Here is a 23,300-nt window from a genome sequence, read left to right as displayed (position 1 = left end):
GACATTGTCCGGCCTCCACGCGGGATGATGCCAATCAGAGTAAAAGTGTTGAGGCCACCGCTCTGCTGCTAAGTGGTCAGTGGTGGCTACAACCTGTCATCAACTCGATGGAGCAAAGAAGTGGTGATCCGTGAGCCAGACTCGGGCCTGAAGGAGCCATCCGCCGGGACGCAGCTGGAGCGCCTCCTGCGGATGGCTGAGGTTCAACCCCCGCTCCGGACGGCCGTGGTTCATCCCGTCGATGCGCTCTCGCTCGCGGGCGCAGTAGAAGCTGCTCGCCGAGGCCTGATCGCGCCGATCTTGATCGGGCCGATAGCGCGGATGCGAGCGACCGCAGAGGCGGCAGGTCTGGACCTCACCGACCTGCCGTTGATTGATGTGCAACACAGCCACGAGGCGGCGGCGCGGGCGTGCGAACTAGCTGCGAAGGGCGAGGCGGCGGCGATCATGAAAGGCGCGCTGCACACTGACGAGTTGCTCGATGCTGTCGTTTCGAGCGCTTCCGGCCTTCGAACCGACCGGCGCATGAGTCATGTGTTCGTCTTGGACGTGCCAAGCTACCCGCGCCCGTTGCTGGTCAGCGACGCAGCGCTCAACATCGCACCAGACCTCGAAACCAAGCGGGACATCGTTCAGAACGCCATCGACTGCGCCCACGCGATGGACATTCCCGAGCCAAAGGTCGCCATCCTCTCCGCTGTGGAGACCGTGAATCCGAAGATGATCTCCACCATCGATGCGGCGGCGCTTTGCAAGATGGCGGAGCGCGGCCAGATCGTGGGCGGAAAGCTCGACGGACCGCTCGCTTTCGACAACGCCATCTCCCCGGAATCAGCAAAGACGAAGGGCATAAACTCCATCGTCGCCGGGCAAGCGGACATCCTTATCGTGCCGGACATCGAGTCCGGCAACATGCTCGCCAAGCAACTCTTCTATCTATCCAACGCCCAGTCAGCAGGGATCGTCATGGGGGCCCGCGTCCCCATTATCCTGACCAGCCGGTCTGACCCGGAGGCCTCCCGTCTGGCATCCTGTGCGCTTGCCATCCTGGTGAGCCAGCTCAAGCCCAGCAAGTACGTTCGGTGACTGCGCCTCGGATCCTGACACTTAACGCCGGGTCATCCAGCCTGAAGTTCGCCATCTACGAGGCCACAGCGGACCTGCCGCTTCGGCTTGTCGGGCAAGTCTCAAAGCTTGGAGCCACGCCCCATCTGCGGGTTCGCGCAGGTACGGATGTGCTCGCCGATGAGACCTGGGCGGACACGCAAGGGTTGGACGCTGTGCTCGAGCGAACGTTTCGCTGGCTAGAGGAGGCCGGGTGGACCGAGGGCGTCTCGGCGGTAGGCCATCGCGTTGTCCACGGCGGGCTCGAGTTCCGGGCCCCGACGATCTTGAACACCGCAGCTCTGCATCGCCTCGAGGTGCTGGCGCCCCTCGCCCCGCTGCATCAGCCTTTCAACCTGCGCGGCGTCGCCATGGCGGCTGCGCATTTCCCGTCGGCGCTACAGGCTGGGGTCTTCGACACGGCGTTCCACGCCAACCAGCCGCAAGTCGCTCGCCTATACGCCCTTCCTCGCGATCTCATCACGGACGGTGTTCTGTCCTATGGCTTTCACGGGCTGTCCTACGAGTACATCGCCAGTGCGCTTCGGGCGCAGGAGGGGCCAGGCGCGGGCGGCCGGACAGTCGTGCTTCACCTGGGCAGCGGGGTCTCTCTTTGCGCCATGCGGGAGGGGCGAAGCGTTGCGACGACCATGGGGTTTTCCGCCCTTGACGGGCCGCCCATGAGCACGCGCAGCGGCGCACTAGACCCCGGCGTGGTCCTGTACCTCTTGCAGGCAAGGGGCATGAGCGTCGATGAGGTGAGCGATCTGCTCTATCACCGGTCAGGTCTCCTGGGACTCTCCGGCCTCAGCGGCGACATGGTGACCCTGCTGGCGAGTTCCGAGCCTCGGGCCCGGGAAGCGCTTGAGGTCTATGTCTATCGGATCGCGCGCGAGATCGGCTCGCTGGCTGCCGCTCTGGGCGGCCTCGACACGATGGTGTTCACCGCCGGCGTCGGCGAGCATGCCGCACCCATCCGCGCACGCATCGCCGAGCTTTGTGGTTGGCTGGGCGTTCGGCTGGATCCAGAGGCCAATCGTGCAGGAGCTCGCCTGATCAGTCGGGCCGAAAGCACCATTAAGGTGCTCGTGATCCCGACGGACGAGGAAGGTGTCATCGCCCGCGGCGTCGCCGGGCTGATGAGCGCGCGAACCTGACCCATCCGAAGCACCTCCCTAGCAGCACCTAGGGACACCTCCGAAATATCGGGGCCCACCTTCAGGAGATCGTCCCACTGATTGGCGAACAGGTCGTCGGCGGCGGAGCCCTGCCCCCCCATCTTGTCGGCCAGGGCGATGAGCCAGGCGCGTTCACTCCTGAAGGGTGCGCCACCCAAGGGTTGCTGACAGCCACGCGCCGTCGGTCAGACTGTCACTTCGGCGGACACCGCACGATGATCAGAAAAGGTCGCAGGCTCGCAGGCGTAGTGCGTGACCGTGAGGTCGCCACCAGCGACGATGTGATCGAAGTCCCAGCGTGGTCGCCACGCCGGGAAGGTGGGCAAGGCCGGCCTTTGCAGGCGGCCGCCGGTGGCCTCGCAGAACCCCTCCAACGGCGCGCCATGGCCAACGCAGTTGAAGTCACCCATGGCCGCCCACGCGCGAGCGCCGCGGAGCGCCTCGGAGACGGCGGCCAATTGAAGCACCTGATCAGGTCGGCCGAGGCTCAGATGCAGGCATGCGATCGTGACCGCGTGAGGGCCCGCAATGTCAGCGACGAGGCACCCGCGCCCGGCGACCTGTCCGGGCAGTTTCAGATCGAGCACCTGTGTGATCGGCCAGTGGCTGAGGATCGCGTTCCCATGCCGCGAAATGCCCGGGATCTTGCGATTTTCCTGAACGGCCACATGGGCGTGGCCGGAAAGCGCGGCGATGACATCGACCTGCGAGCGATAGCCGGCGCGCCGCCCTCCCAGATCGACCTCTTGCAGACAGACCACGTCATACGGCGAAATCTCTCGTGCGATGTCCTGAAGAATGGCCGTCTTGGACGGCGCGTGCACAAGTTGAAGGTGGGCGCGAAGCAGATAGTCGCGATAGCGGCTTGTGCCGATCCCGGCCTGGACGTTCCAGGTCAGCAACCTCATCGGTGCTGGGTGGAGCTTAGCAGGGGTCACGCGAACGCCTCGGCTCTGCGAAGCCGCCAGTTTTCCGCCACGCACGAGGGGTCGCCCAACCCGCGGCGAGAGACAAAATCCTCCCACCATGTGGGCGGGCCCATGGCCAAGGGCGCCAGCCGACCAGCATCGTTGAGGGCGTCGATGGCGGCCACGACGCCACCGCCGGCGATCCTGACGCGCGCGAACCTGTCGGCGTCGACAGCGAGATAGTGGCTGAGCAGTCGGTCGCGGAATCCAGCGATGGCCGCGCGGTCGGTGCTCGTCCTGGCCTCTATCGCCAGATCACACTCGGTGTCGAAGCCCTCGGAGCGATTGTTGAGATTGGCGGACCCGACCCGCAGAATGCGGTCGTCGAATACGCCCACCTTGGAATGGACGACGATGGGCGCGCCGGCCGATGTCACGGGCGACACCGCCCGGAACCGATCGAATGCGTCTGCGGCCTTCAACCCCCGGACCAGCGGATTGCGCGCGTAGTCCATCGTCAGGTGATCGAACCAACTGGGGGCCCGCCCGGTCACCAGCAGCACAACCTCAGGCCCCTCTGGCTCGCGAAGCCGAGCGGCCAGGGCGTGAGCCACGCGGTGGGAGGTGAAGTACTGGTTCTCAAGATAGATCGTGTGACGGGCGCTCGCGATGCTGGCCAGGGTGAGCCGCCGAACTTCCTCCACCAGCGGGCGGCCGTGCCAAGCTGGCTGTGTGCGCACGATCCCCACCTCGACGTCTGAGAAGTGCGCGGGCGCGCAGGCTGGCCAGGCCGCCTCGAACCTTGACCCGTTCATAGGAAGGTCCTGCGCCGTCGCGTTCTTCCATCGCTCTTGGAAAAGCTCCCCGAGCGCCCCTGCGGCCCGGCCGTCCACCAGCATCATCACCTCGTGGCGCGGGGGATGGGGCGCTCGACTGGGGAGAACTCGGCGGGGCTCGACGTGGCCGTGGGTTTGGCTATCCCATCGGTTTGTGGCGATGTCGCCTCCACCGCAGAACGCCAGCTGATCGTCGATCACCACCACCTTCTGATGGTGGCAGGCCCCGACCGGCAGGTCGCGCACCTCACGAAAGTCGACAGGCGTTCTGGCGAACCGGTGCTTGGCGCGGTGCCCGCGTAGGTCCTGATGTCCCAGGGCGCCGAATGGAGACTTCCAGACAAGTATGCGGACAGCCAGTCCGGGCTTGGCGCGGCATAGTTCCACCAGAATTCGGCCGATCTCGTCGGGGTCATCGGGCCCCTCCATCCCGTCCGGCGCGAGACGGGTGCGAGGATCGAACGCCCAGCCGAGAATATGGATCGAGTGGTTCGCGGTCAGCAGCGCCGCACTGAGCGCGGCGTAGTAGTTTTCATTGTCCATGAGCACGGCCACGCGCTGCGCCTCCTCGGTCCGCCAGCAGGTTTGGCCAGGAATGAGGACCGTCACGTCTCGCGGCCGCCGCCAAAATGCGAGCTCGGGCTCAAGAGACCGGTCACTCCTCGATCGTCGTCACCTTCAGCGCCTTGTCCGCCGCGATCTCGGCTGCGGAGAAGGGCAGGCGCACCCGGCCCTTCTTCGAATGCAGCTTAGACTGGTCCGCATAGTGCGGGGAAGCCGGATCGGTGGATTGGTCGTAGGTCAGGATCGCCTCGGCCACCGGCCCCTTGGCGCCGAAGGTCACCACCTGGATGTAGCTGGAGCCGTGGAAGGGCACGAGCCCCGATCCGACCCACGCCGACTGCTGGGCGTTCAGCACGCCGGCGGTCCCTTCGCCGCCATGCACCGGGATCTTCTGGTCGCCGCGCACCGCGTACTGCACCTCTCCCCACGGCGCGTCGAGGGCGACGTTCTTGGTGGCCAAGAGTTCGACGGCGTCGGCCAGGGCGGTCTTGAGTTTGGACGAAGCGGTCGTGTTCAGGCCGTTGGGCGTATGGACCGGATCGGCGGCGTCGAAGGGCGTGCTCCAGAGGCCGGCGATGCGATCGGCCTTGCGCCAGAACTCCACGAACAAGTGTGCGCCCCGGCTGTCGACGTTCATCCGCCGGTCCCACTGGGCCAGCACCGTGCAGGCGTCCACCAGGCTGACGTCCTTGCCCGCCGTGCTGGTTCCGCTCGGCGCCTCGGCGCACATCTTCAGCAGGTCTGGGATGGCGAGGTCGGCCGCCAGGTTGCGGTTGCGGTAGAGCATCTCCCAGACCGCCGCCGGATCGATGCTCTTTCCGGGCAGGCCGTCAGTTCCGGCGAGCCGCGCCTCAATCTCCATCAGTCCCGAGCGGGTGCGCAGGTTCTGGACGTTGGCGGCCGGGCCCACGATCGGCGGGAAGGCGGCCATGGGCGCACGGCCGTTGGCCAGCCAGTAGCTGTCATTGCTGTTGGCGACATAGTCGGTGCGCACCTGGGCCGGCATCACCTCCCCCGGCATCAGGCCGGGCGAAGGGGTCCCCGCCGCCACCTGCCAGTTGCAGGCCGAGCGTGCGCCATCCAGCACGAAGATCCGCGCTGAGGCCGACAGGGCTCCCAGTCCGGAGGGCGGCGCGCAGGTCTTGGAAAGCTCGGCGGTCACGTTGGGGGTCGCGGTGATGTCGGCGTAGAGCACGTCGCCCCTGCGGTCGCTGGCGATGGTGTTCACCCACGGGATGCCAAGGGTCTTGGTGATGCCGGCCCTGATCTCCCCGACGGAGCGCGCCCGGGCGATGCCCAGCCAGGTGTCGCCGGAGCGGACATTGTTCTTGTTGGCGTCGCGCAGGGCGTAGGCGGTCTTCGCGGTCCAGGCGACCCCCACCTGGGGCATCACCACCATTGGCCCGTAGATCGACGAATAGGCCATCCGGGTTTGCGCGGGGCCGTCCTTGACCTCCACGGTCACCGCCTTGGTGGCCATCGTCAGGCGCTTTCCGTCGACGTAGTAGGCGGTGGGATCGGCGGGATCGAGGCTGAGTTCGAAGACCGTGAAGTGCCGGTCGGTGGACACGGTGTGGGTCCAGGCCACGTCCTTGTTGAAGCCGATGGACATGCCCGGCGCGCCGCCGATGGTCACCCCCATCACGTCCAGCTTGCCTGGGATGGTCAGGTGGACCTGGTAGAAGCGGTTGGTGGTCTCCCAGGGGAAGTGCGGGTTGCCTAGCAGGACGCCGGACTTGTTGGCGGTCACGTCGCGGCCGAAGGCCCAGCCGTTGCTGCCCAGGCCGAACTGCTCGGGCTCGGTGGGCAGGCCTGGCGCATCGAGGGCCGCCTGCGTCTTGAGGGCCGGGGGCGCCGCCGCATTGACCTGGCGCAGCCAGGCCCCGCCGCTGGCCTGGATCATCCGCTCCTCATTGAGGCGCAGCATGTCGTCGAGAGTGATCGGCCGGAGCCAGACGGCGTCCCGGCACGCAGCCGGCAGGCTGGCCTTGGGCGTATCGCGCAGGAAGCGGTTGTAGCCGGCGACATAGCCCAGGACCATGTTGCGGTAGTCCGCCGACAGCTTGTCGAAATTGGTGTTCAGCGCCGCGACGTCGAGATTGGCGTGGAAGAAGAAGTCGCTCTCGAGGTTCTTGGTCTCGGCGAACGCTATTGTGGTGGCGCCGTCGGGGCCGAAGTACTTCGACCGTTCTCCATTCACCGTGACCACCTTGTCGGCCAGCAGGCAGAGATTGTCCTGGGCGAAGGCGTAGGCTTGGCCGTAGCCGATCCCGCGATAGTCGGCGGCCTCCACGTGAGGGATGCCATAGGCGGTGCGCGAGATCTTCGCCTTGTAGGCCGGCGCGGCCTGGGCGCCCCCGGCCAGCACCAGACCCACCAACGCAGCGCCCCACAGCGCCGAAAGCTTACCCGACATCACGCGTCCCTCCGGGCGCGTTCGCCGCGCCGCTTGTGGCGCCAGATGACCGCCTTCCCCGCGCGGCAGTCAACGCCGCGGTGCAGATCGTCCCTCAGGCGCGGCGTGGGGAGTACTCGGAGACGTCAGGCCGCGCGACGCCGCTGGGCCGCGGTGGGCGCGGCGGCTGGGGCGCCGGTGTGGAAGCCGGCGATCAACCGGGTCAGTTCCCCGGCCTCGCCCTTCAGGCTGCTGGCCGCGGCGGTGGTCTCCTCCACCATGGCGGCGTTCTGCTGGGTGACCTGGTCCATCTGGTTCACGGCGGTGTTGACCTGGGCCAGGCCCACCGACTGCTCCTGGGCGGTGGCGGCGATCTCGCCCACCATACCGTCGATCTCCGCGACCCGGTCGACGATGCGCTGCAGGGCCTCGCCGGTCTGGCCCACCAGCTGGACGCCGGAATTGACCTGCTGGCTGGAGGCCGAAATCAGGGTCTTGATCTCCTTGGCGGCCTCGGCCGAGCGCTGGGCCAGGGCTCGCACCTCAGACGCGACGACGGCGAAGCCGCGCCCGGCTTCGCCCGCACGGGCGGCTTCGACCCCGGCGTTCAGGGCCAGCAGGTTGGTCTGGAAGGCGATCTCGTCGATCACCCCGATGATCTGGCTGATCTGGGTCGAGGACTGCTCGATCTCGCTCATGGCCGAGACGGCCTGTTGGACCACGTCGCCGCTGGTCTGGGCGTCGCCGCGGGCGGCAAGCACCACCTCCGACGCCGCCCTCGCCCCCGAGGCCGTCTGGCGCACGGTGGCGGTGATCTCGTCCAGGGCCGCCGCGGTCTCCTCCAGGCTCGCGGCCTGATGCTCGGTGCGACGCGAGAGGTCATCGGCCGCCGAGGAAATCTCCTCGGCCCCGCCATGCACGGCCGAGGTCGAGGTGGAGATGGCGGTCATGGCCTCCCGCAGCCCGGAGATAGCCTTGTTGAAGTCGTCCTTGATAGTTTGGAAGCGAGGCTCCACCGAGCCCGCCATGCTCGCGGTGAGATCGCCGCCCGCGAGCCGGCGCAGGCCGTCGGCCAGGGCCTCCACCATCCGGTTCTGCTGTTCCTCGCTATCGCGGCGCTCCTTCTCGGCCTCGACCCGCTTGGTTTCCAGGGCCTCGAGATAGACGGAGATGGCGATGTCCATGTCCAGGAAGGTCGCCTTGGTGAGGGCGCCCACCTCGGCGGCCACCGTCTTGACGTCCGGCCCGCGCGCGCCGAAGCCGCCCTTCGGCCAGCGAGCCTCCAGAACCTTGGCCAGGAGGGACTCGAGCACCAGGGCGTAGCCGCCGATGTACCAGCTGGGCTCCAGCCCGATGCGGGCATGAACCTCGCCCACCTTGGTGACCGCCTTGGCGTAGGCGTCGTCGAACTGGCCGCTGGAGATCATGTCCCAGTGACCGAGCTGCCGGTTCTGGGCCGCGGTCATATGGGCCTCGCTCGAGAAGTGAGCGCGAGTCTCCGGCGTCGCCCGCACCTGGTCATAGAAGCCGTCCAGGGCCGCGGGCAGGGCTTTCATGACGACCGGCTTCAGGTTCTGCACACGGGCGCGGGCCGCCCCATCCAACTTCATGAAACGGAGGCGGTCGTCGATCGTACGCGGCATGGCGGAAATACACCCAGACTGAGTAATCCGGCGAAGCTGGGCCGCGAGGGTTAAGGCCGCATTAAGGACGCGGGGCCGCGACAATCGGCGCGACTGCCGGCGTCCCGGAGGCGGCGGCGCGGCGATGCGGGTGGCGGGATCGCCTCAGCCGGTGACGGTCTGCCGGCGGCGGGACGCGCAGGGAATCGCCCGCCCCTATCGCCTGCGCGCCCGAGTCCGGCTAGAAGGCGCGCCATGAGCGCCCAGCCTGTGAAGACCCTGGCCGAGACGGCCGCCGAATACGGCCTGAAGCCCGAGGAATACGACCTCATCGTCAAACGCCTGAACCGCGAGCCCAATCCGGTGGAGCTCGGCGTGTTCTCGGTGATGTGGAGCGAGCACTGCTCCTACAAGTCCAGCCGCAAGCACCTGGGGAAGTTCCCCACCACCGGTCCCCGCGTGATCTGCGGTCCGGGCGAGAACGCCGGCGTGGTGGATATCGGCGACGGCCAGGCCTGCATCTTCAAGATGGAGAGCCACAACCACCCCTCCTATATCGAGCCCTACCAAGGGGCGGCGACCGGCGTCGGCGGCATCATGCGCGACGTCTTCACCATGGGCGCGCGGCCGATCGCCCTGCTCAACGCCCTGCGCTTCGGCGATCCTAGCCATCCCAAGACCAAGCGGCTGGTGGCCGGCGTGGTCAGCGGCATCGGCGGCTATGGCAACTGCGTGGGCGTGCCCACCGTGGCCGGCGAGACCAATTTCCATAAGGGCTATGACGGGAATATCCTGGTCAACGCCATGTGCGTGGGCCTGGCCGACGCCGACAAGATCTTCTACTCGGCCGCTCCGGCGGCAGGCCTGCCGGTGGTCTATTTCGGCTCCAAGACCGGTCGCGACGGCATCCACGGCGCCACCATGGCCAGCCAGGAATTTGACGACGCCTCCGACGAGAAGCGCCCCACCGTCCAGGTCGGCGACCCCTTCGCCGAGAAGCTGCTGATCGAGGCGACTCTGGAGCTGATGGCCTCGGGCGCCGTGGCCGCGATCCAGGACATGGGGGCGGCGGGCCTCACCTCCTCCTCCGTGGAGATGGCCGGCAAGGGCCAGGTGGGCATCGAGCTCGACCTCGACATGGTGCCCCAGCGCGAAGAGGGCATGAGCGCCTATGAGATGATGCTCTCGGAGAGCCAGGAGCGCATGCTGGCGGTCCTCAAGCCCGGCCGCGAGCACGACGGCCACGCCATCTTCGAGAAGTGGGGCCTGGACGCCGCCGTCATCGGTTGGACCACCGACACCGGCCACATCGTGCTGAAGCACAAGGGCGAGATCGTCTGCGACATCCCGCTGGCGCCCCTGGCCGAGGACGCCCCGCTCTATGACCGCCCCTGGGTGCAGCCGCAGTTGCACCCGCGCCTGGACGCCCGCGACATTCCCGAGCCCGCCGACTACGGCAAGGCCGTGCTGAAGCTGATGAGCGCCCCGGACATGGCCTCCAAGCGCTGGCTCTGGGAACAGTATGACCGTCACGTCATGGCCGACACCCTGGAGGACAGCGCCACCGGCGCCGACGCCGGGATCGTGCGCGTGCACGGGACGAAGAAGGCCCTGGCCGTCACCTCCGACTGTACGCCGCGCTATGTGCAGAACGACCCGTACGAAGGCGGCAAGCAGGCCGTCGCCGAGGCCTGGCGCAACCTGACCTGCGTGGGCGCCGACCCCATCGCCATCACCGACAACCTGAACTTCGGCAACCCCGAGCGCCCCGAGATCATGGGCCAGATCGTCCGCGCCATCGACGGCATGGCCGAGGCCTGCCGGGTGCTGGACTTCCCGGTCGTGAGCGGGAATGTCAGCCTCTACAACGAGACCAATGGCGCGGCCATTCCGCCGACCCCGACCGTCGGCGCGGTGGGCATCCTGGTTGATTCCACGCGTCGCGCCGACTTCTCCAGCATGAAGCCCGGCGACACCCTGGTGCTGTTGGGCGAGACCCGCGGCGAACTCGGGGCCAGCATGTACCTGCGCGAAATCCTGGGGCGCGAGGACGGCGCCCCGCCGCCGGTGGACCTGGCCATGGAGCGCCAGATCGGCGACTTCGTCCGCGCGCAGATCGAGGCCCGCCGCATCACGGTCGTCCACGACCTCTCCGATGGCGGGCTGGTGGCCGCGGCCGCCGATATGGCCCTGGCCTCGGACATCGGCATCACCCTGGAGCTTCCCTCCAGGCTGCCCGACCACGCCCTGCTGTTCGGCGAGGATCAGGCCCGCTATCTGGTGGCGGTCGCAGACCCCATCGCCCTGCTGAAGGCGGCCCACGCGGCCGGCGTCGCGGGCGAGGTCGTCGGCCACGCCGACGGCAAGGCCCTGGCCTGCGCCGGCATCTTCAGCCTCTCGCTGGCCGACCTGCGGGCCGGCCACGAGGGCTGGATGCCAGGCTATATGGGCTAGGCTACTCCGACAGCGACCGCTCCAGCATCCGCAGCACGGCGGCGGCGAAGGCCTCCATATTGGCCTTGCGGTCGTCGGATTCGGTCTCGATGGTCATGGCCATCTCGATAGGGCCGGAGATGGCGATGCAGGTGTGGCCCGAGGCGTCGCCATAGCCGTTGCCGTTGGGGCCCGCAGCGCCGGTCTCCGACACCCCCCAGGTGGCCCCGAAGCGCTCGCGCACCGTGCGGGCCAGGAGCATGGCGTAGGGCTCGCTGGCCGAGCGCATGCCGGCGACCGCCTCGCGCGGCAGGTCCATCAGCACCATGCGGGCCTTCCCGGTATAGACCACCCCACCGCCCAGATAGTAGGCCGAGGCCCCGGCGACGCTGAGCAGGGCCGCCGACACCAGACCGCCCGAGGAACTCTCGGCGACGGCCACCGTCTGCTTGGCCTCCTTCAGCTTGGCGCCGACGGTTTCGGCCAGGTCGTAGAGCGCTTGCATCGGCGGTTCCTCTTTCCTTGTTCCCATCGTCATCGCGCGACGGGCGGCCCGGCGCAACCGGCTGCCCCAGCGTCAGGATTTTCTTGGCGGGGCTGCGGTCTCCGCTCATGATGGCGCCAATTAGAACAACCGCGATTTTCGGAGGAATTATTCATGGACGCCCAATCCCAGTGGACCGGGCTCGACGCCGGTCGGCTCGAACGCATCACCGACCATATCGAGCGCAACTATATCGGCCCGCAGAAGATCGCCGGCTGCCAGATCGCCGTCGCGCGCCATGGCCACCAGGCCTATCTGAAGTCCTTCGGGTCCATGGACCTGGAGCGCAACAAGCCGATGATGGATGACGCCATCTTCCGCATCTATTCCATGACCAAGCCGATCACCTCGATCGCGCTGATGACCCTGTACGAAAAGGGCTATTTCCAGCTCAACGACCCGGTCAGCCGCTTTGTCCCGTCCTGGAAGAACCACCGCGTGTGGGTCTCGGGCGAGGGCGACAGCATGGTCACCGAGGCCCCCAAGCGGCCCGTGTCCTTCAAGGACGTGCTCTCTCACACCGGCGGCTTCACCTACGGCGGCGGCCTGCCCGGCGTCGGCGACCAGCACCCGGTCGACAAGATCTATCGCGGCCTCAAGGTCCGCAGCGCCGGGTCCAACGACACCATGATGGAGTTTCTGGACAAGCTCGGCCAGGTGCCGCTGCTGTACCAGCCCGGCGAACGCTGGATGTACTCCCTGGCCACCGACATCTGCGGCGCCCTGGTGGAGGTGGTGTCCGGCAAGCCCTTCGCCCAGTACCTGCAGGAAGAGATTTTCGGCCCGCTCGGCATGAAGGACACCTCCTTCTTCGTGGCCCCCGACAAGATCGACCGCTTCTGCGCCAACTATCAGCGCGGTCCCGACAAGAAGCTGAAGGTGATCGATGATCCGGCCACCAGCGCCTTCGCCAAGGAGCCGGGCTTCAAGTCTGGCGGCGGCGGCCTGACTGGCACGATCGCCGACTACATGCGCTTCTGCGAGATGTTGCGCCGGGGCGGCGAGCTGGACGGTCATCGCGTGATCGGCCCGCGCACCCTGGAAATGATGCACATGAACCACCTGCCGGGCGGCAAGGACCTGACCCAGCTGGCCATCGGCGGCTTCTCCGAGACCGCCAACGAGGGGGTGGGCTTTGGCCTGGGCTTCGCCTCGACCATGAGCCAGACTCAAACCGCCACACTCGGGACCGGCGACTACTATTGGGGCGGGGCCGCCTCCACCATCTTCTGGGTGGATCCCAAGGAAGACCTCTCGGTGGTCTTCATGACCCAGCTCATGCCGTCGGGCACCTTCAACTTCCGCGGCCAGCTGAAGAGCCTGATCTATTCGGCGATCGTCGACTAGACGGCGGGGCCCCTCCTCAGGAGGGGCCTATCTGTCGCCGTCGCGGATCCAGCGGGCGACCAGTCCGAAATCCTCTCCGCCGCCGCCGAACGCCCAGGCCTCGCTCTGGCGCGCGGCGTTGCGGACAGCGGTCTGGGTGCGGGCCAGACACTCCTCGCGGCCCTTGATGGCGATCAGGCCGGGCGGGAGCTTGGCCGGTCTGGACAGGGTTCCAACGTCCAGCTGCGGCGGCCTGGAACACAGGGCCAGCCAGACCCGGGTCTTGGTGACCCGACCGTCGCCATCGGCGGCCAGGGGCCTGACGCCCAGATAGATCACCTTCGGATCGCCCGGCGCGCGGTCGGCCGGCGCCTCGATCTGCAGGATGGCGGGGTCCCCCATCGCCAGCCGGTAGTTCACGGCTTCGGAGAACGCGCCCGAGGCGTCGCGCTTGCCGCCCACCAGGGCCGATGGTCCGACATAGGCGCCGTTTGCGCAATCGGGCCACTTCAGGGCCGAGCCCCTCATGCTGAACCTGCAATCGCCCACCGGCATGGCCCAGAGGCCCGGCTTCAGGATCGGCGCGCCGGCCGCATCGGACGCCGAAAACAGCGGCCGATCCGAGCTGACCACCGCGCAGGCCGCCAGGCTCAGGGCCGCCCAGACGATTGCGACGATGCGCAGCATGAAACAGACCACCAATCCAAGGCTTGTTAAGCTTTCTAGCGCAGAAACGATGTCCTGAGAGGCGCGATTCCCATGCCAATGCCCATCACCGATCTGGAGGCCGCGCTTCGCGAAGGCTTCCCCGACTCCGAGATCCAGGTCGAGGACCTGGCCGGGGACGGCGATCACTATCGCGCCCGCATCGTCTCGAAGGCCTTTTCGGGCCTGTCGCGGGTCAAGCAGCACCAGCTCGTCTACGCCGCCCTCAAGGGCAAGATGGGCGGCGAGTTGCACGCGCTCGCGCTCGAGACCCAGGCGCCAGGTTAGGCCGCCATGCGCTACCGCCCCTTCGGCTCCAGCGGCAAGGCGGTTTCGGCCATCAGCCTGCTGCTGCGCGAAGCCCCCAACATGACCACCCCGCACGCGTGGCGGACCCTGGTGTTCGGCGCCATGGAGAGCGGGGTCAACTGCTTCGAGATCACCGCCGGCTCCGACATCATGGCCCTGGGCTTCGGCGAGGCGCTGCGCGCGGTGGAGCGGCGGCTGATCGCCATTGGCTGGCGCATCCATGGTGACTCTCGCAAAGTGCTCACCGCCGAGGCCATCTCCAACAGCGTACGCGGCGGCCTGGCCAAGACCGGGGCCGGCTATTTCGACGTCCTGATGCTGGACGAGGCGGCCTTCGAGACCCTGGCCCCCGACGGCCATGGCTACCTCGCCGACCTCCGGGCCGCGGGCCTGGTTCTGCAGATGGGCGTGGTGGGGGACGGCGACAGCATCGAGGCCTGTCTCGAGAGCGGTCTCTTCGACGTCCTGGCCACCCCCTTCAACCTGGTGTCTGACTGGAAGGCTCGCCGGCGGATCAAGGACGCCTCGGCCCGCGACATGACCATGATCGCCTATGACCCCTTCCCGGCCGCCCTGTGCCGGCCGGCGGGTGGTGGCGGTTCGATCAGGACCAGCCTTTTCAAGCGCGCCGAGCCCCTGGCCGGCGCGGGCACCTACGCCTTCCTGCACCAGACCCACGGCTGGTCGGCTGAAGAGATATGCCTGGCCTACGCTCTCACCGAGCCCGCCTTCGCGTCGGTCCAGGTGGAGCAGTTCCGGACCGAGGCGATCGAGCGCCTCGCCCTGATCACCGACAAGGACCTGCCCACCGGGGTCGCCGCCCAGATCGAGATGGCCCGCTTCAGCGCTGACAACAACGAGCAGCGACGCGCCTGACCGGCCTGCGGCGCGTTGAGATTCCCGGCCGGCGCGCGCATGATGCCCCGTTGTCGGGAGAGACTCGTGCTGCAAACTCAGTGGCCTACCCAGCAGGTCACGCGGCGCGGATTTCTCGCGCTTGGCGCGGCCTCCGGCCTGGCGGCGTGCGCGCCCCGGCGTTCGGAAGGCCCCGTCCGGCTGATCATCGGCACCGCAGCGGGCGGGGGTAATGACGGCTTCAGCCGCCTGTTCGCCCAGCACCTGCAACGGCTCACCGGCCAGGCGATCCAGGCCGAGAACGACGGCCGCGCCGGCGGCCGGCTGGCGGCCAGCGCGCTCTCGAAGGCGCCGGACGACGGGTCGGTGATCGCCTTCCTGCCCACGCCGCTGATCTATGAGAACCTGCTGGCGGCCACCCAGGGGGTGCTCGATCTCACCCGCTTCCGGTGGATCGGCGGGGTCGGCGCGGACCGCCGGGTCCTGGTGGTCAACGGTCGCTGCGGCGTCACCGCCTTCGCGCAGCTTCGCACCCGGACCCAGCCGCTCATCCTCGCGGCGTCGACCGTGTCCGGGTCCAGCTATGTGGAGCCGCACATCATCAGCCACCTCACCGGCGCCCGGCTCAAGGCGGTCCCCGGATACAGCGGCGGCGCCCGGAACCTGGCGGTCCTCTCGGGGGAGGCCGACGGCGTGGTGGGAGACTTGGCCAGCCTTGGCCCCCTGCTCGAGACTCCGGGCGCCCAGGTGCTGCTGCGGCTCAACGACATCGCGGTTCCAGCCGCCGCCCAGGCGCCGAGCCTGGCCCGTGTCGCCGGCGGATCTGACTCGGCGCCCCTGCTGGCCCTGGTGGCCGCCACCGCGAGCCTCGGCCGCATGTTCGCCCTGCCCCCGGCGACCCCCGCCGCCGCCGTGGCGGCGTGGCGCGGGCGACTGGACCAGGTGGTGGCCGATCCTCAGTTCCGGGCCGCGGCCTCGCAGCGCGGGTTCGCCCTGGAACAGGTCGCTGGCGCCGAGGTCGAGGCGACCCTGGGCCGGCTGTTCGATCCCGCCGCACCCGTCCGACCCGCGTTGCAACGCGCCGTGGCCGCCGCGCGCGCCTGATGCCTGCGGGGATCGAAGCCCTGCTGGGACTGCTGGCGTCGCCCATGGTGTTCGCAGCCCTGCTGGCCGGCGCCTTGTCCGGCCTGCTGGCGGGGCTGACACCGGGGGTCAACGGCCGCGCGGGTCTGATCCTGGTGACCCCGATCGCCATCGGCTTCGGTCCCAGCGCCGGGGCGGTGTTCCTGATCGCCTTCCACTCGGTGGTGCACACCTCGGGCTCAATCCCCGCCATTCTCCTGGGAACGCCCACCTCCTCGACGGAGGCCGCCACCGCCATCGACGGCTACGCCATGGCGCGCCGCGGCCAGGCCGCCCGGGCCATCGGCGCCACCCTCAGCGCCTCGGCCTTCGGTGGGCTGGTGGGCGCCCTCTTCCTGTTCCTGGCGGTCCCGCTGGCGCTCGTCCTCGTCACCCATGTCGGCGCTCCGGAGATCGTCACCCTCTCGGCGCTGGGTCTACTCTCCATCGCCGCCCTGTCCGGCGGCTGGCTGGCGGGGGGCCTGATGGCGGTGGCCCTGGGGATGCTGATCGCCTGCGTCGGGATCGACCCCTTCTCAGGAACACCGCGCTTTACCCTCGGCCTCCTCACGCTGTGGGACGGCGTCAACGCCGCGGCCCTGGTCACCGGCCTCTTCGTCGTCCCGGAGCTCTGCGCGCGGGAACCCGCGCCGCAAGCCGAGCCCCCGCCACCCACGCGCCTGGACGGCGTGCTGAAAGGCTGCCTCGAGGTGATCGAGCATCGCTGGATCCTGCTGCGCAGCTCGATCATCGGCGTGGTGGTCGGCTTCATTCCCGGACTGGGCGCCAGCGCCGCTGTCTGGATCGCCTATGGCCACGCCCGCCAGACCCACGCCTCGGCCATCCCCTATGGCGAAGGCGCCATCGCCGGGGTGATCGCCCCGGAGGCGGCCAACAATTCCAAGGAGGGCGGGTCCCTGGTCCCCACCCTCTTCCTGGGCATTCCGGGGTCCTCGGGCATGGGCATCCTGCTGGCGGCCTTCGCCACCCTGGGCATCGAGGTCGGCCCCCGGATGCTGACCAAGGCCCCGGAGTTCATCTTCCTGTTGGGCTGGTCCAACATCGCCTCCAACCTCCTGGCCGTGCCCCTGTGCCTGCTGCTGGCGCCGGCCATGGCGCGGTTCGCCAGCCTCCGGCGCGAGCAGGTGACCCCCGTGGCCCTGGCTGCCGCCCTGGCGGCGACGGCGCTCACCCAGCCCGGCGTGTCGACCGTGGCGCAGCTCCTGGTCTTCTCGGCCCTGGGGCTGCTGCTCAAGTCCGCCAACCTGCCTCGCGCGCCCCTGCTGCTGGGGTTCGTGCTCGGTCCCGGCCTGGAACTGGGCCTCACCCGGTCGGCCATGATCTATGGCTGGAGCGCTCTGGCCCGTCCCGGCGTGCTGATCATCCTTGGCCTGGCGGCCGCCGTGATCCTCGGTTCAGCCTGGACGCGCTTCAGGTCCGGACCCGGCGCGAGGGAGGTCGGCACCCGGCTGACGCCGCACGCCATCGCCGTGATCGCGCTACTGGCCGCCCTCGCCCTATGGCAGGCGACCACCTTCGCCGCCCCGGCGGCGGGCATGGTCTATGTCGCGGGGGGCCTGGCCCTGAGCGCCGCCGCGCTCGCGGCGCTCCGCGTCTGGCCCCACCGGGCGGTCACACCTTGGCCCGACGCGCCGGACGCCCCGATGCTGGCCCTGTTCGTCGCGGCCCTCGGCGTCACAGGCCTGATCAGCCTGCCCCTGGCCGCCGGCGCGATGGTCTGCCTGGCCTTGGTGTTGAGGGCCGGCGTCGGCTACAGGAAGGCCGCCCTCGTGGCCGGGCTCACCGTCGGCGCCATCCTCGCCTTGGAGCGACTTCAACCGTGACCGGGACCTCACTCTCGCCCCACGACCTGATCGGCCTGGCCCGGGCGGGCTGGCGGCATGGGGCGACGCACTGCGTGGCCTGCGATGGCTATCACCAGGTCTGGGGGTCGTTGCGGGCCGCCGGCTTGAACGCGGGCCTGGCCTCCGACGAGCAGGGCCTCGCCCCACAGATCGCCGCGGCCCTGTCACCCGGCGCCCATGTGCTCGTGGCCGGCGCGGCGGACCCGGCCCTGCTGGACCTGGTGGTCCGGACGGCGTCGGGCATGCCGCTCAGCATCCTGGTGGCCGATCTCTGCCGCACGCCGCTCGCCGTGATCGACGAGCTGGAGCCCTACGCGGAGACAGACGTGCTGACAGAGCAGCTCGACCTGACCCGGCTCGACCATGTCGCGCGCTGGGACCTCATCCTGTCTCACCTGATGATCGCCCATGTCCCGGCGGGCGATCGCGTGGAGGTGCTGAAACGGCTGCGCCGCGCGCTTGCGCCCGGGGGGCGTCTGATCCTGGTGGCCCGGACCGTCGGCGAGGCCGCGCGCGATGAGGCGGCGGACGACGAGGCGGCCTGGGTGGACCGGACCCTGGCGCGGCTCGCGTCGCGAGGCGTCCCTACCCCTGGCGCGCCCGGCGAATTCGACGCCCTGCTGCGGGTCTATGCCGCTCACCGCACGGACCGTCTTTGGGACCTGGCGACCCCCGAGGCCATCGCCGGCCTGCTGACCGCGGGCGGGTTCGAGGTCGTCGAGTTCGCCAGGCTGGCCCGGGCGGACCGGGAGCCGGGCGCCGACGGCAAGGCGCGCTACGTCTTCGTCGCGCGCTGAGCGGCCTTGGCCAGCAGGAGCTTGCGCACCGCCGCGACCATCGGCGCCAGGGCGGCGGCGCTGCGGCCCCGCATGTGGCCGGCACGCGGCAGGAAGTTCATCGTGGCGTTGGCCTCGAAGACCAGCACCCGGCCCTCGCTGTCCAGGCTGGCGTCGAGACCGAAATAGTCGAGGCCGATCTGATCGCCGATGGCCCGCAGCGCGGTCCGCGCGGTCGCCGGCAGGCCCGCGAAGCCGCCGCCGACCCAGGTCTGGGCCTCGGCGAGCCGGTCGGGATGATCGGCCATCCCCCGGCCCGAGCGGCCGTGGATGTTCCAGGTCTCCGAGACCACGTGCTGCCGCAGGACGATCTCGTCACCGACGAAGAAGAACCGGGTCTTGCGATAGCCGCCGTCCGGCGAGCGGAAATCGACGAATTCCGTCAGATAGTACTCGTTGCGCCGGTCCCCATAGACGCCCTCGATCTCTTCCGGAGACTGAAATACCCCCAGCATCTGGCCATTGTGGGTGCCCGTGCGGCGGACGATGGCGGGGAACCGGAAGCCCGCCGCCTCCGCCTGACGCCGGACCCGCTCCAGGGTCGGATTGCGCAGCAGCAGGGTCTTGGGCATGTGAATATGCTCGATGCCGGCCAGACGCCGCGCCACGTCGTGCCGCCGCGTCTGCAGGATCGCCGCCGCCGGGTCGATCAGCGGCAGGTCGCACTGGTCGGTGAACTTCTCGATCACCGCCAGCGTCCCCGGATGCTGGTCGGCGTCGGAGACCATGTTCCAGAGGACGTCGACCTTGGAGGTCTCCCACCGCTTGGTCTTGCGGAAGTAGCTCGGCGTCATGTGCAGCCGGGTCCAGTCGAACTCGTCCTCGTCGAAGGCCAGCTTGAGCACCAGGTCGGCGTCGTTGTTCCCCCGCAGGCTCACGTTCACGGCCTGATCGAACTCGATCGCGCGGTCCGTATCGTTCCCGACGATCAGCCCGATGCGAACCTTTCCCGGCATCAGAACCGATACCTCGCGCCGACCAGATACTGCCGGCCGGTGTGCGTGTAGTCCTCGGAATTGCGGCGCTCGATGGAGATCCAGCGGTCCTCGAATTCATCGGTGAGGTTGATCCCCTCGAAGGTCAGGCTGAGCTGCTCGCTGAGCCGGTAGCTGGCGGAGACATCGACGTTCAGGGTGCTGTTCTTGCCCCGGGCGTCGTTGCCGTTGCCGCCGGGAACCGCGGCCAGGTACGCGTCGCGATGGGAGGCCGACACCCGGGCGCTGAGCCGGGCGTCCTCGTAATAGAGCGTCGCGTTCCAGGAGCGCGGCGACAGGCCCACCAGGGGCAGGACCGTGGTCGCCGCCGGCATGACCGAGGAGTCGGTGATGTAGGTCACGGTGGAGTCGGCGTGGGTGTAGTTCGCGATGCCGCCGAACCGGTCGAAGGGGGCGGGCAGGAAGCTGAAGGGCCCCTGCAGGTTGATCTCATACCCCTTCAGCTCGCCGCCCTCGGTGTTCAGCAGTTGGGTCACCAGGAAGATGGTGTCGGGGTTGTTGCGGGTGGTCAGCAGGCTGACCGGTAGGCCCGTGGCGCTGTAGGGCATCGTGGCCGCCGAGCTCTGAATGTAGGACTTCAGGTCCTTACGGAAGAACCCGACGCTGAACTGGGTCTCGCGGGCGGGATACCACTCGAAGCTCAGGTCGAAGGTGGTCGCCCGCACCGGGTCCAGCAGCGGGTTGCCGATGGTCAGGGTGTGGGCGGTATTGTTGATGGACCCGCCCGGCGTCAGGCTCGGCAGCTGCGGCCGAGCCATGACCTTGGCGGCGGCGAACCGGACGAGCACATCTTCGCGCGGCTCCAGCACCAGGTTCAGCGCCGGCAGGGTGTCGTCGTACTTGCGCGACACGGCCACATAGTTGGTCCCCACATAGCCGCGGGCGATGCTGGTGGTGGCCACGCGCCTCACGCCCACATTGCCCCGCAGCGGCATGTCGAACACCGAGGTCGTGAAGTCGGCCTGGACGTAGAGGCCCAGGTCCCGCTCGCCCACGTCCCGGTTGGCGGCCCGCTGGTTGTCCGAACTGACGCGGAAGTCGCCATAGGCGTTGATGCAGTTGCAGTAGAGGTCCACGAGGGCGGCGATCTTGTTCACGTCGGGCGCCAGCCAGGCGCTAGGGGTTCCCGCCGGCGCGTCGAGGCCACGCCCGAAGTCGCTGATCAGGGTGCTGATCTGCGCCAGGCTGACCCCCGGCAGCGGGACCGCCGCGTCCTGCAGGCCGTTGATCGTGTTGCGCCGCCAGTCGGCGGTGACGAACCTGTAGTCCTTGAACAGCAGGCCGCCCTTCAGGGTCAGACCGTCCGTGAGTTTGAACTCGCCATCGACCCCCACGGTCTTGAAGCGGCTGACCGTCTTGTTGGGCCGCATGCGCAGCACGGACGGGAAGCCCTGGGCCGCGCTGGAGCTGAACGCCCAGTTGGCCGGATCGGCGACGTCGAAATTGTAGTTGAGGGCCGGCAGGGTCTGGCTGCCGGAAAAATCGTAGCTGTAGCCGTCCTGATTGTAGCGGTCGAAGGAGACCGTCGTCTGGACAGGATTGTCCTGGATCGAGCGGGACTGGCCGATCACAGCCTTGATCCTGAATCGGCTGTTGAACTCATGATCCAGCCGCAGGGACAGCTGGCTGAACTCGCTGGAGAGTTCGTCGTAGCGCACCTCGCTGCGGATGTCGGTATCGTCGAAGGTGGCGCTCACCAGCTGGTTCTGCGCGCCGAACACCGGGTTGCGGATGGTGGTCTGGTCCAGGCGCGTCAGGTAGGTGGTCAGGTACTCTTCGCGCCGGCTGCCGTCGAGCAGGGCGAACATAGCGTCGAAGGTGACCGTGGTGGCGTCGGTGGGTGCGAACTGGACCGCCGCGGTCGTCCCGTACCGCCGCCAGTCGTGAGTGAAGCGCTCGTAGCGCGGAATGCGCGCGTGCCAGGCCGAGTTGACCGGGCTGTAGACACCCGCAGGACTGTTGCAGGCGCCGCCGTTCAGGAAGCAGCCGCCGGAATTGGTGGGGACCGAGGGGTTCTCCCAGCGCCCGCTGGTGGCGCCCTCCTCCAGGATGTTGCGGGCGCTGTAGGCCACCGAGACCAGGGCGCCGAGCTTGCCGTCGAACCAGGTGTCGGAGATCAGGGCGGTGACCCGGGGGTCGGTCTTCCGCGACAGGTCATTGTATCCGTACTGAAGGCCGCCCGCGGCGTGGAAGCCCGGATCGTCGAAGGGCCGGGCGGTGTCGAGGTCGATGGTGGCGCCCAGCGACCCCTCCTCCACCTCGGCGGTCTGCGACTTTCGCACCGTCACGCGGTTGAAGAGTTCGGAGGCGAAGACCTGGAAGTCGAAGCTGCGGCCGCGGTTGGCGCCGCCGGCGGTGTCCTTGCCCCCGGTGGTGGCGAGAGCCTCAAGACCGTTCAGCCGGACGCGGCTGAAATCCCCCGACAGGCCTCGAACGGTGATCGAGCGGCCTTCGCCGCCGTCGCGGTCGATGGCGACGCCGGGGATCCGCTGCAGGGCCTCGGCCAGGTTCAGGTCTGGGAAGTCGGCCATGTCCTCGGCGTTGATCACGTCGACGAGGGCGGTCTCGGTCTTCTTGATCTCGATGGCGCTGGCCAGGCTGGCGCGGAAGCCGGTGACGACGAGTTCGTCAACCTGGGCGCCCTGGGCCCAGGCCTGGCCTGAGCTGACCGCGGCCAGGACGACAGACAGGCCGACGAGCCTACAGGCCCTGCGCTTGTGAATGAGATCGGTCAATATGTGGATGGCTCCCCGCGAGCAGGGGGAATGGTCCGCCCGCCCCATGAATGCAAGCCTCGGCATGGAGACGTTAGTGACTATTTTTGAAGCGCTGTCCGCCCCTCGGACCCTGCGGCCAAACGCGCTGACGCTTGACCCGAGCGCCCCGGCTCCCTAGCTCTCAGGCGAAGTTTCCGACGAAAGATCCGTCCCATGACCGACGCCGCCACCGCCAACCCCGTCCACGAGTTCATCACCCGGACCGTCACCGACAATCCGGTGGTGCTGTTCATGAAGGGGGTGCCCGAGTCACCCCAGTGCGGCTTCTCCGGCCTTGTGGTCCAGGTGCTCGACCATCTGGGCGTCGACTTCGTGGGCGTGAACGTCCTGCAGGACGCGTCCCTGCGCGACGGCATCAAGACCTTCAGCGACTGGCCGACCATTCCGCAGCTCTATGTGAAGGGCGAGTTCGTCGGCGGCGCCGACATCGTCAAGGAAATGTTCCAGTCGGGCGAACTGAAGCCCCTGCTCATCGAGCAAGGCGTCCTCGCGGCCTAAGCGCCGGTGGCGCAGCTCCTCGAACCGCCCGAAGGCCAGCAGGTCTTCGAGACCACCTTCACGCCGCAAGCCTCGGATATCGACGCCAATGGCCACGTCAACAACGTGGTCTATCTGCGCTGGATCCAGGACATGGCCACCGCCCACTGGGCCGCGCGCCAGCCGCCGGCCAACCAGACCGGTTGGGCCTGGATCGTCCTGCGCCATGAGGTGGACTACCGCCGCGCCCTGCTGCCTGGCGAGACGGCGCGCGCCCGCACCTGGGTGGCGAAGAAACCCGAAGGGCCCCGCTTCGACCGCTACGTCCGCATCGACGGTCCCGACGGCGCCATGTGCGCCCAGGCGGTCACCGTGTGGTGCCTGATCGACTCCACCACCGGCCGCCCCAAGCGGGTGCCCCAGGACATGGTCGACCGGTTTATCTGAGA

Annotated in this window: 19 protein-coding genes; 11 read left to right on the top strand and 8 right to left on the bottom strand. The window is 68.5% G+C overall.

The window, feature by feature from the left end:
* The first annotated feature begins 120 nt into the window (after window positions 1-120).
* Window positions 121-1,086, top strand: a complete 966-nt coding sequence (locus OCL97_RS03750) for a bifunctional enoyl-CoA hydratase/phosphate acetyltransferase (RefSeq protein WP_377367717.1) — start codon at window positions 121-123, stop codon at window positions 1,084-1,086.
* The gene (locus OCL97_RS03745; protein ID WP_377367715.1) at window positions 1,083-2,261 is read left to right on the top strand and encodes an acetate/propionate family kinase; all 1,179 of its coding nucleotides are present in this window, start codon (window positions 1,083-1,085) and stop codon (window positions 2,259-2,261) included. Before OCL97_RS03750 ends, OCL97_RS03745 begins: the two co-directional genes overlap by 4 nt.
* Before the next feature lie 206 nt (window positions 2,262-2,467).
* On the opposite strand, the gene OCL97_RS03740 is transcribed toward OCL97_RS03745, so the two are convergent.
* The 4 genes from OCL97_RS03740 to OCL97_RS03725 all read right to left on the bottom strand — a co-directional run bounded on the left by OCL97_RS03740 (window position 2,468) and on the right by OCL97_RS03725 (window position 8,628).
* The gene (locus OCL97_RS03740; protein WP_377367713.1) at window positions 2,468-3,184 is read right to left on the bottom strand and encodes an endonuclease/exonuclease/phosphatase family protein; all 717 of its coding nucleotides are present in this window, start codon (window positions 3,182-3,184) and stop codon (window positions 2,468-2,470) included.
* A 32-nt stretch (window positions 3,185-3,216) separates the two neighbouring features.
* A complete protein-coding gene (locus OCL97_RS03735) occupies window positions 3,217-4,581 on the bottom strand; it encodes a phospholipase D-like domain-containing protein (protein ID WP_377367711.1) in 1,365 nt (454 codons plus the stop codon).
* A gap of 100 nt (window positions 4,582-4,681) precedes the next feature.
* Complete coding sequence (locus OCL97_RS03730) at window positions 4,682-7,006, bottom strand: acylase (RefSeq protein ID WP_377367709.1); 2,325 nt, start codon at window positions 7,004-7,006, stop codon at window positions 4,682-4,684.
* Window positions 7,007-7,131: 125 nt separating this feature from the next.
* Window positions 7,132-8,628 carry a methyl-accepting chemotaxis protein gene (locus OCL97_RS03725; RefSeq protein ID WP_377367707.1) on the bottom strand — a complete coding sequence of 499 codons (1,497 nt, stop codon included), beginning with the start codon at window positions 8,626-8,628 and terminating at the stop codon, window positions 7,132-7,134.
* A gap of 234 nt (window positions 8,629-8,862) precedes the next feature.
* Between OCL97_RS03725 and purL the strand changes: the two genes are divergently transcribed.
* Window positions 8,863-11,061, top strand: a complete 2,199-nt coding sequence (gene purL, locus OCL97_RS03720; RefSeq protein ID WP_377367705.1) for a phosphoribosylformylglycinamidine synthase subunit PurL — start codon at window positions 8,863-8,865, stop codon at window positions 11,059-11,061.
* Window position 11,062: 1 nt separating this feature from the next.
* Here the strand turns inward: purL and OCL97_RS03715 are convergent, their stop codons facing one another.
* Complete coding sequence (locus tag OCL97_RS03715) at window positions 11,063-11,545, bottom strand: CinA family protein (protein ID WP_304782209.1); 483 nt, start codon at window positions 11,543-11,545, stop codon at window positions 11,063-11,065.
* A gap of 153 nt (window positions 11,546-11,698) precedes the next feature.
* Between OCL97_RS03715 and OCL97_RS03710 the strand changes: the two genes are divergently transcribed.
* Complete coding sequence (locus OCL97_RS03710) at window positions 11,699-12,931, top strand: serine hydrolase domain-containing protein (RefSeq protein WP_377367703.1); 1,233 nt, start codon at window positions 11,699-11,701, stop codon at window positions 12,929-12,931.
* Window positions 12,932-12,958: 27 nt separating this feature from the next.
* On the opposite strand, the gene OCL97_RS03705 is transcribed toward OCL97_RS03710, so the two are convergent.
* Window positions 12,959-13,597 (bottom strand): hypothetical protein, encoded by a 639-nt coding sequence (locus tag OCL97_RS03705; RefSeq protein ID WP_377367701.1) that lies wholly within the window; start codon window positions 13,595-13,597, stop codon window positions 12,959-12,961.
* Between the two features lie 72 nt (window positions 13,598-13,669).
* Between OCL97_RS03705 and OCL97_RS03700 the strand changes: the two genes are divergently transcribed.
* The 5 genes from OCL97_RS03700 to OCL97_RS03680 all read left to right on the top strand — a co-directional run bounded on the left by OCL97_RS03700 (window position 13,670) and on the right by OCL97_RS03680 (window position 18,563).
* Window positions 13,670-13,903 (top strand): BolA family protein, encoded by a 234-nt coding sequence (locus OCL97_RS03700; protein WP_304782200.1) that lies wholly within the window; start codon window positions 13,670-13,672, stop codon window positions 13,901-13,903.
* 6 nt (window positions 13,904-13,909) lie between these two features.
* A complete protein-coding gene (locus OCL97_RS03695; RefSeq protein ID WP_304782197.1) occupies window positions 13,910-14,800 on the top strand; it encodes an aldo/keto reductase in 891 nt (296 codons plus the stop codon).
* A gap of 66 nt (window positions 14,801-14,866) precedes the next feature.
* Window positions 14,867-15,883 carry a type 2 periplasmic-binding domain-containing protein gene (locus tag OCL97_RS03690; protein ID WP_377367698.1) on the top strand — a complete coding sequence of 339 codons (1,017 nt, stop codon included), beginning with the start codon at window positions 14,867-14,869 and terminating at the stop codon, window positions 15,881-15,883.
* Window positions 15,883-17,745, top strand: a complete 1,863-nt coding sequence (locus OCL97_RS03685; RefSeq protein WP_377367696.1) for a tripartite tricarboxylate transporter permease — start codon at window positions 15,883-15,885, stop codon at window positions 17,743-17,745. The genes OCL97_RS03690 and OCL97_RS03685 overlap by 1 nt, the downstream gene beginning before the upstream one ends.
* Window positions 17,742-18,563 (top strand): methyltransferase domain-containing protein, encoded by an 822-nt coding sequence (locus tag OCL97_RS03680; protein ID WP_377367694.1) that lies wholly within the window; start codon window positions 17,742-17,744, stop codon window positions 18,561-18,563. Before OCL97_RS03685 ends, OCL97_RS03680 begins: the two co-directional genes overlap by 4 nt.
* On the opposite strand, the gene OCL97_RS03675 is transcribed toward OCL97_RS03680, so the two are convergent.
* Window positions 18,542-19,558 carry an ATP-grasp domain-containing protein gene (locus tag OCL97_RS03675; RefSeq protein ID WP_377367692.1) on the bottom strand — a complete coding sequence of 339 codons (1,017 nt, stop codon included), beginning with the start codon at window positions 19,556-19,558 and terminating at the stop codon, window positions 18,542-18,544. The two genes, OCL97_RS03680 and OCL97_RS03675, sit on opposite strands and share 22 nt — an antisense overlap.
* Entirely contained in the window at window positions 19,558-22,332 is a 2,775-nt protein-coding gene (locus OCL97_RS03670; RefSeq protein WP_377367690.1) for a TonB-dependent receptor, read from the bottom strand. Before OCL97_RS03670 ends, OCL97_RS03675 begins: the two co-directional genes overlap by 1 nt.
* Before the next feature lie 195 nt (window positions 22,333-22,527).
* Between OCL97_RS03670 and grxD the strand changes: the two genes are divergently transcribed.
* Both grxD and OCL97_RS03660 read left to right on the top strand, forming a co-directional pair.
* Window positions 22,528-22,872: a Grx4 family monothiol glutaredoxin gene (gene grxD, locus OCL97_RS03665; protein ID WP_304782194.1), complete on the top strand. Its 345-nt coding sequence runs from the start codon at window positions 22,528-22,530 to the stop codon at window positions 22,870-22,872.
* A 6-nt stretch (window positions 22,873-22,878) separates the two neighbouring features.
* A complete protein-coding gene (locus OCL97_RS03660) occupies window positions 22,879-23,298 on the top strand; it encodes an acyl-CoA thioesterase (protein ID WP_377367688.1) in 420 nt (139 codons plus the stop codon).
* Window positions 23,299-23,300 lie beyond the last annotated feature (2 nt).

Source organism: Phenylobacterium ferrooxidans, assembly GCF_042714595.1.
Taxonomy (GTDB): Bacteria; Pseudomonadota; Alphaproteobacteria; order Caulobacterales; family Caulobacteraceae; genus Phenylobacterium; species Phenylobacterium ferrooxidans.
Note: the sequence above shows the minus strand (reverse complement) of the source record. Positions and strands in the feature narration are given on the sequence as shown.

What these genes read in the sequence shown, in the direction of transcription:
- OCL97_RS03715 (WP_304782209.1), bottom strand. Translation starts at nt 11,545, where the DNA reads ATGCAAGCGCTCTACGACCTGGCCGAAACCGTCGGCGCCAAGCTGAAG.
- OCL97_RS03710 (WP_377367703.1), top strand. Translation starts at nt 11,699, where the DNA reads ATGGACGCCCAATCCCAGTGGACCGGGCTCGACGCCGGTCGGCTCGAA.
- OCL97_RS03700 (WP_304782200.1), top strand. Translation starts at nt 13,670, where the DNA reads ATGCCAATGCCCATCACCGATCTGGAGGCCGCGCTTCGCGAAGGCTTC.
- OCL97_RS03705 (WP_377367701.1), bottom strand. Translation starts at nt 13,597, where the DNA reads ATGCTGCGCATCGTCGCAATCGTCTGGGCGGCCCTGAGCCTGGCGGCC.
- OCL97_RS03685 (WP_377367696.1), top strand. Translation starts at nt 15,883, where the DNA reads ATGCCTGCGGGGATCGAAGCCCTGCTGGGACTGCTGGCGTCGCCCATG.
- purL (WP_377367705.1), top strand. Translation starts at nt 8,863, where the DNA reads ATGAGCGCCCAGCCTGTGAAGACCCTGGCCGAGACGGCCGCCGAATAC.
- OCL97_RS03730 (WP_377367709.1), bottom strand. Translation starts at nt 7,006, where the DNA reads ATGTCGGGTAAGCTTTCGGCGCTGTGGGGCGCTGCGTTGGTGGGTCTG.
- grxD (WP_304782194.1), top strand. Translation starts at nt 22,528, where the DNA reads ATGACCGACGCCGCCACCGCCAACCCCGTCCACGAGTTCATCACCCGG.
- OCL97_RS03695 (WP_304782197.1), top strand. Translation starts at nt 13,910, where the DNA reads ATGCGCTACCGCCCCTTCGGCTCCAGCGGCAAGGCGGTTTCGGCCATC.
- OCL97_RS03675 (WP_377367692.1), bottom strand. Translation starts at nt 19,558, where the DNA reads ATGCCGGGAAAGGTTCGCATCGGGCTGATCGTCGGGAACGATACGGAC.
- OCL97_RS03725 (WP_377367707.1), bottom strand. Translation starts at nt 8,628, where the DNA reads ATGCCGCGTACGATCGACGACCGCCTCCGTTTCATGAAGTTGGATGGG.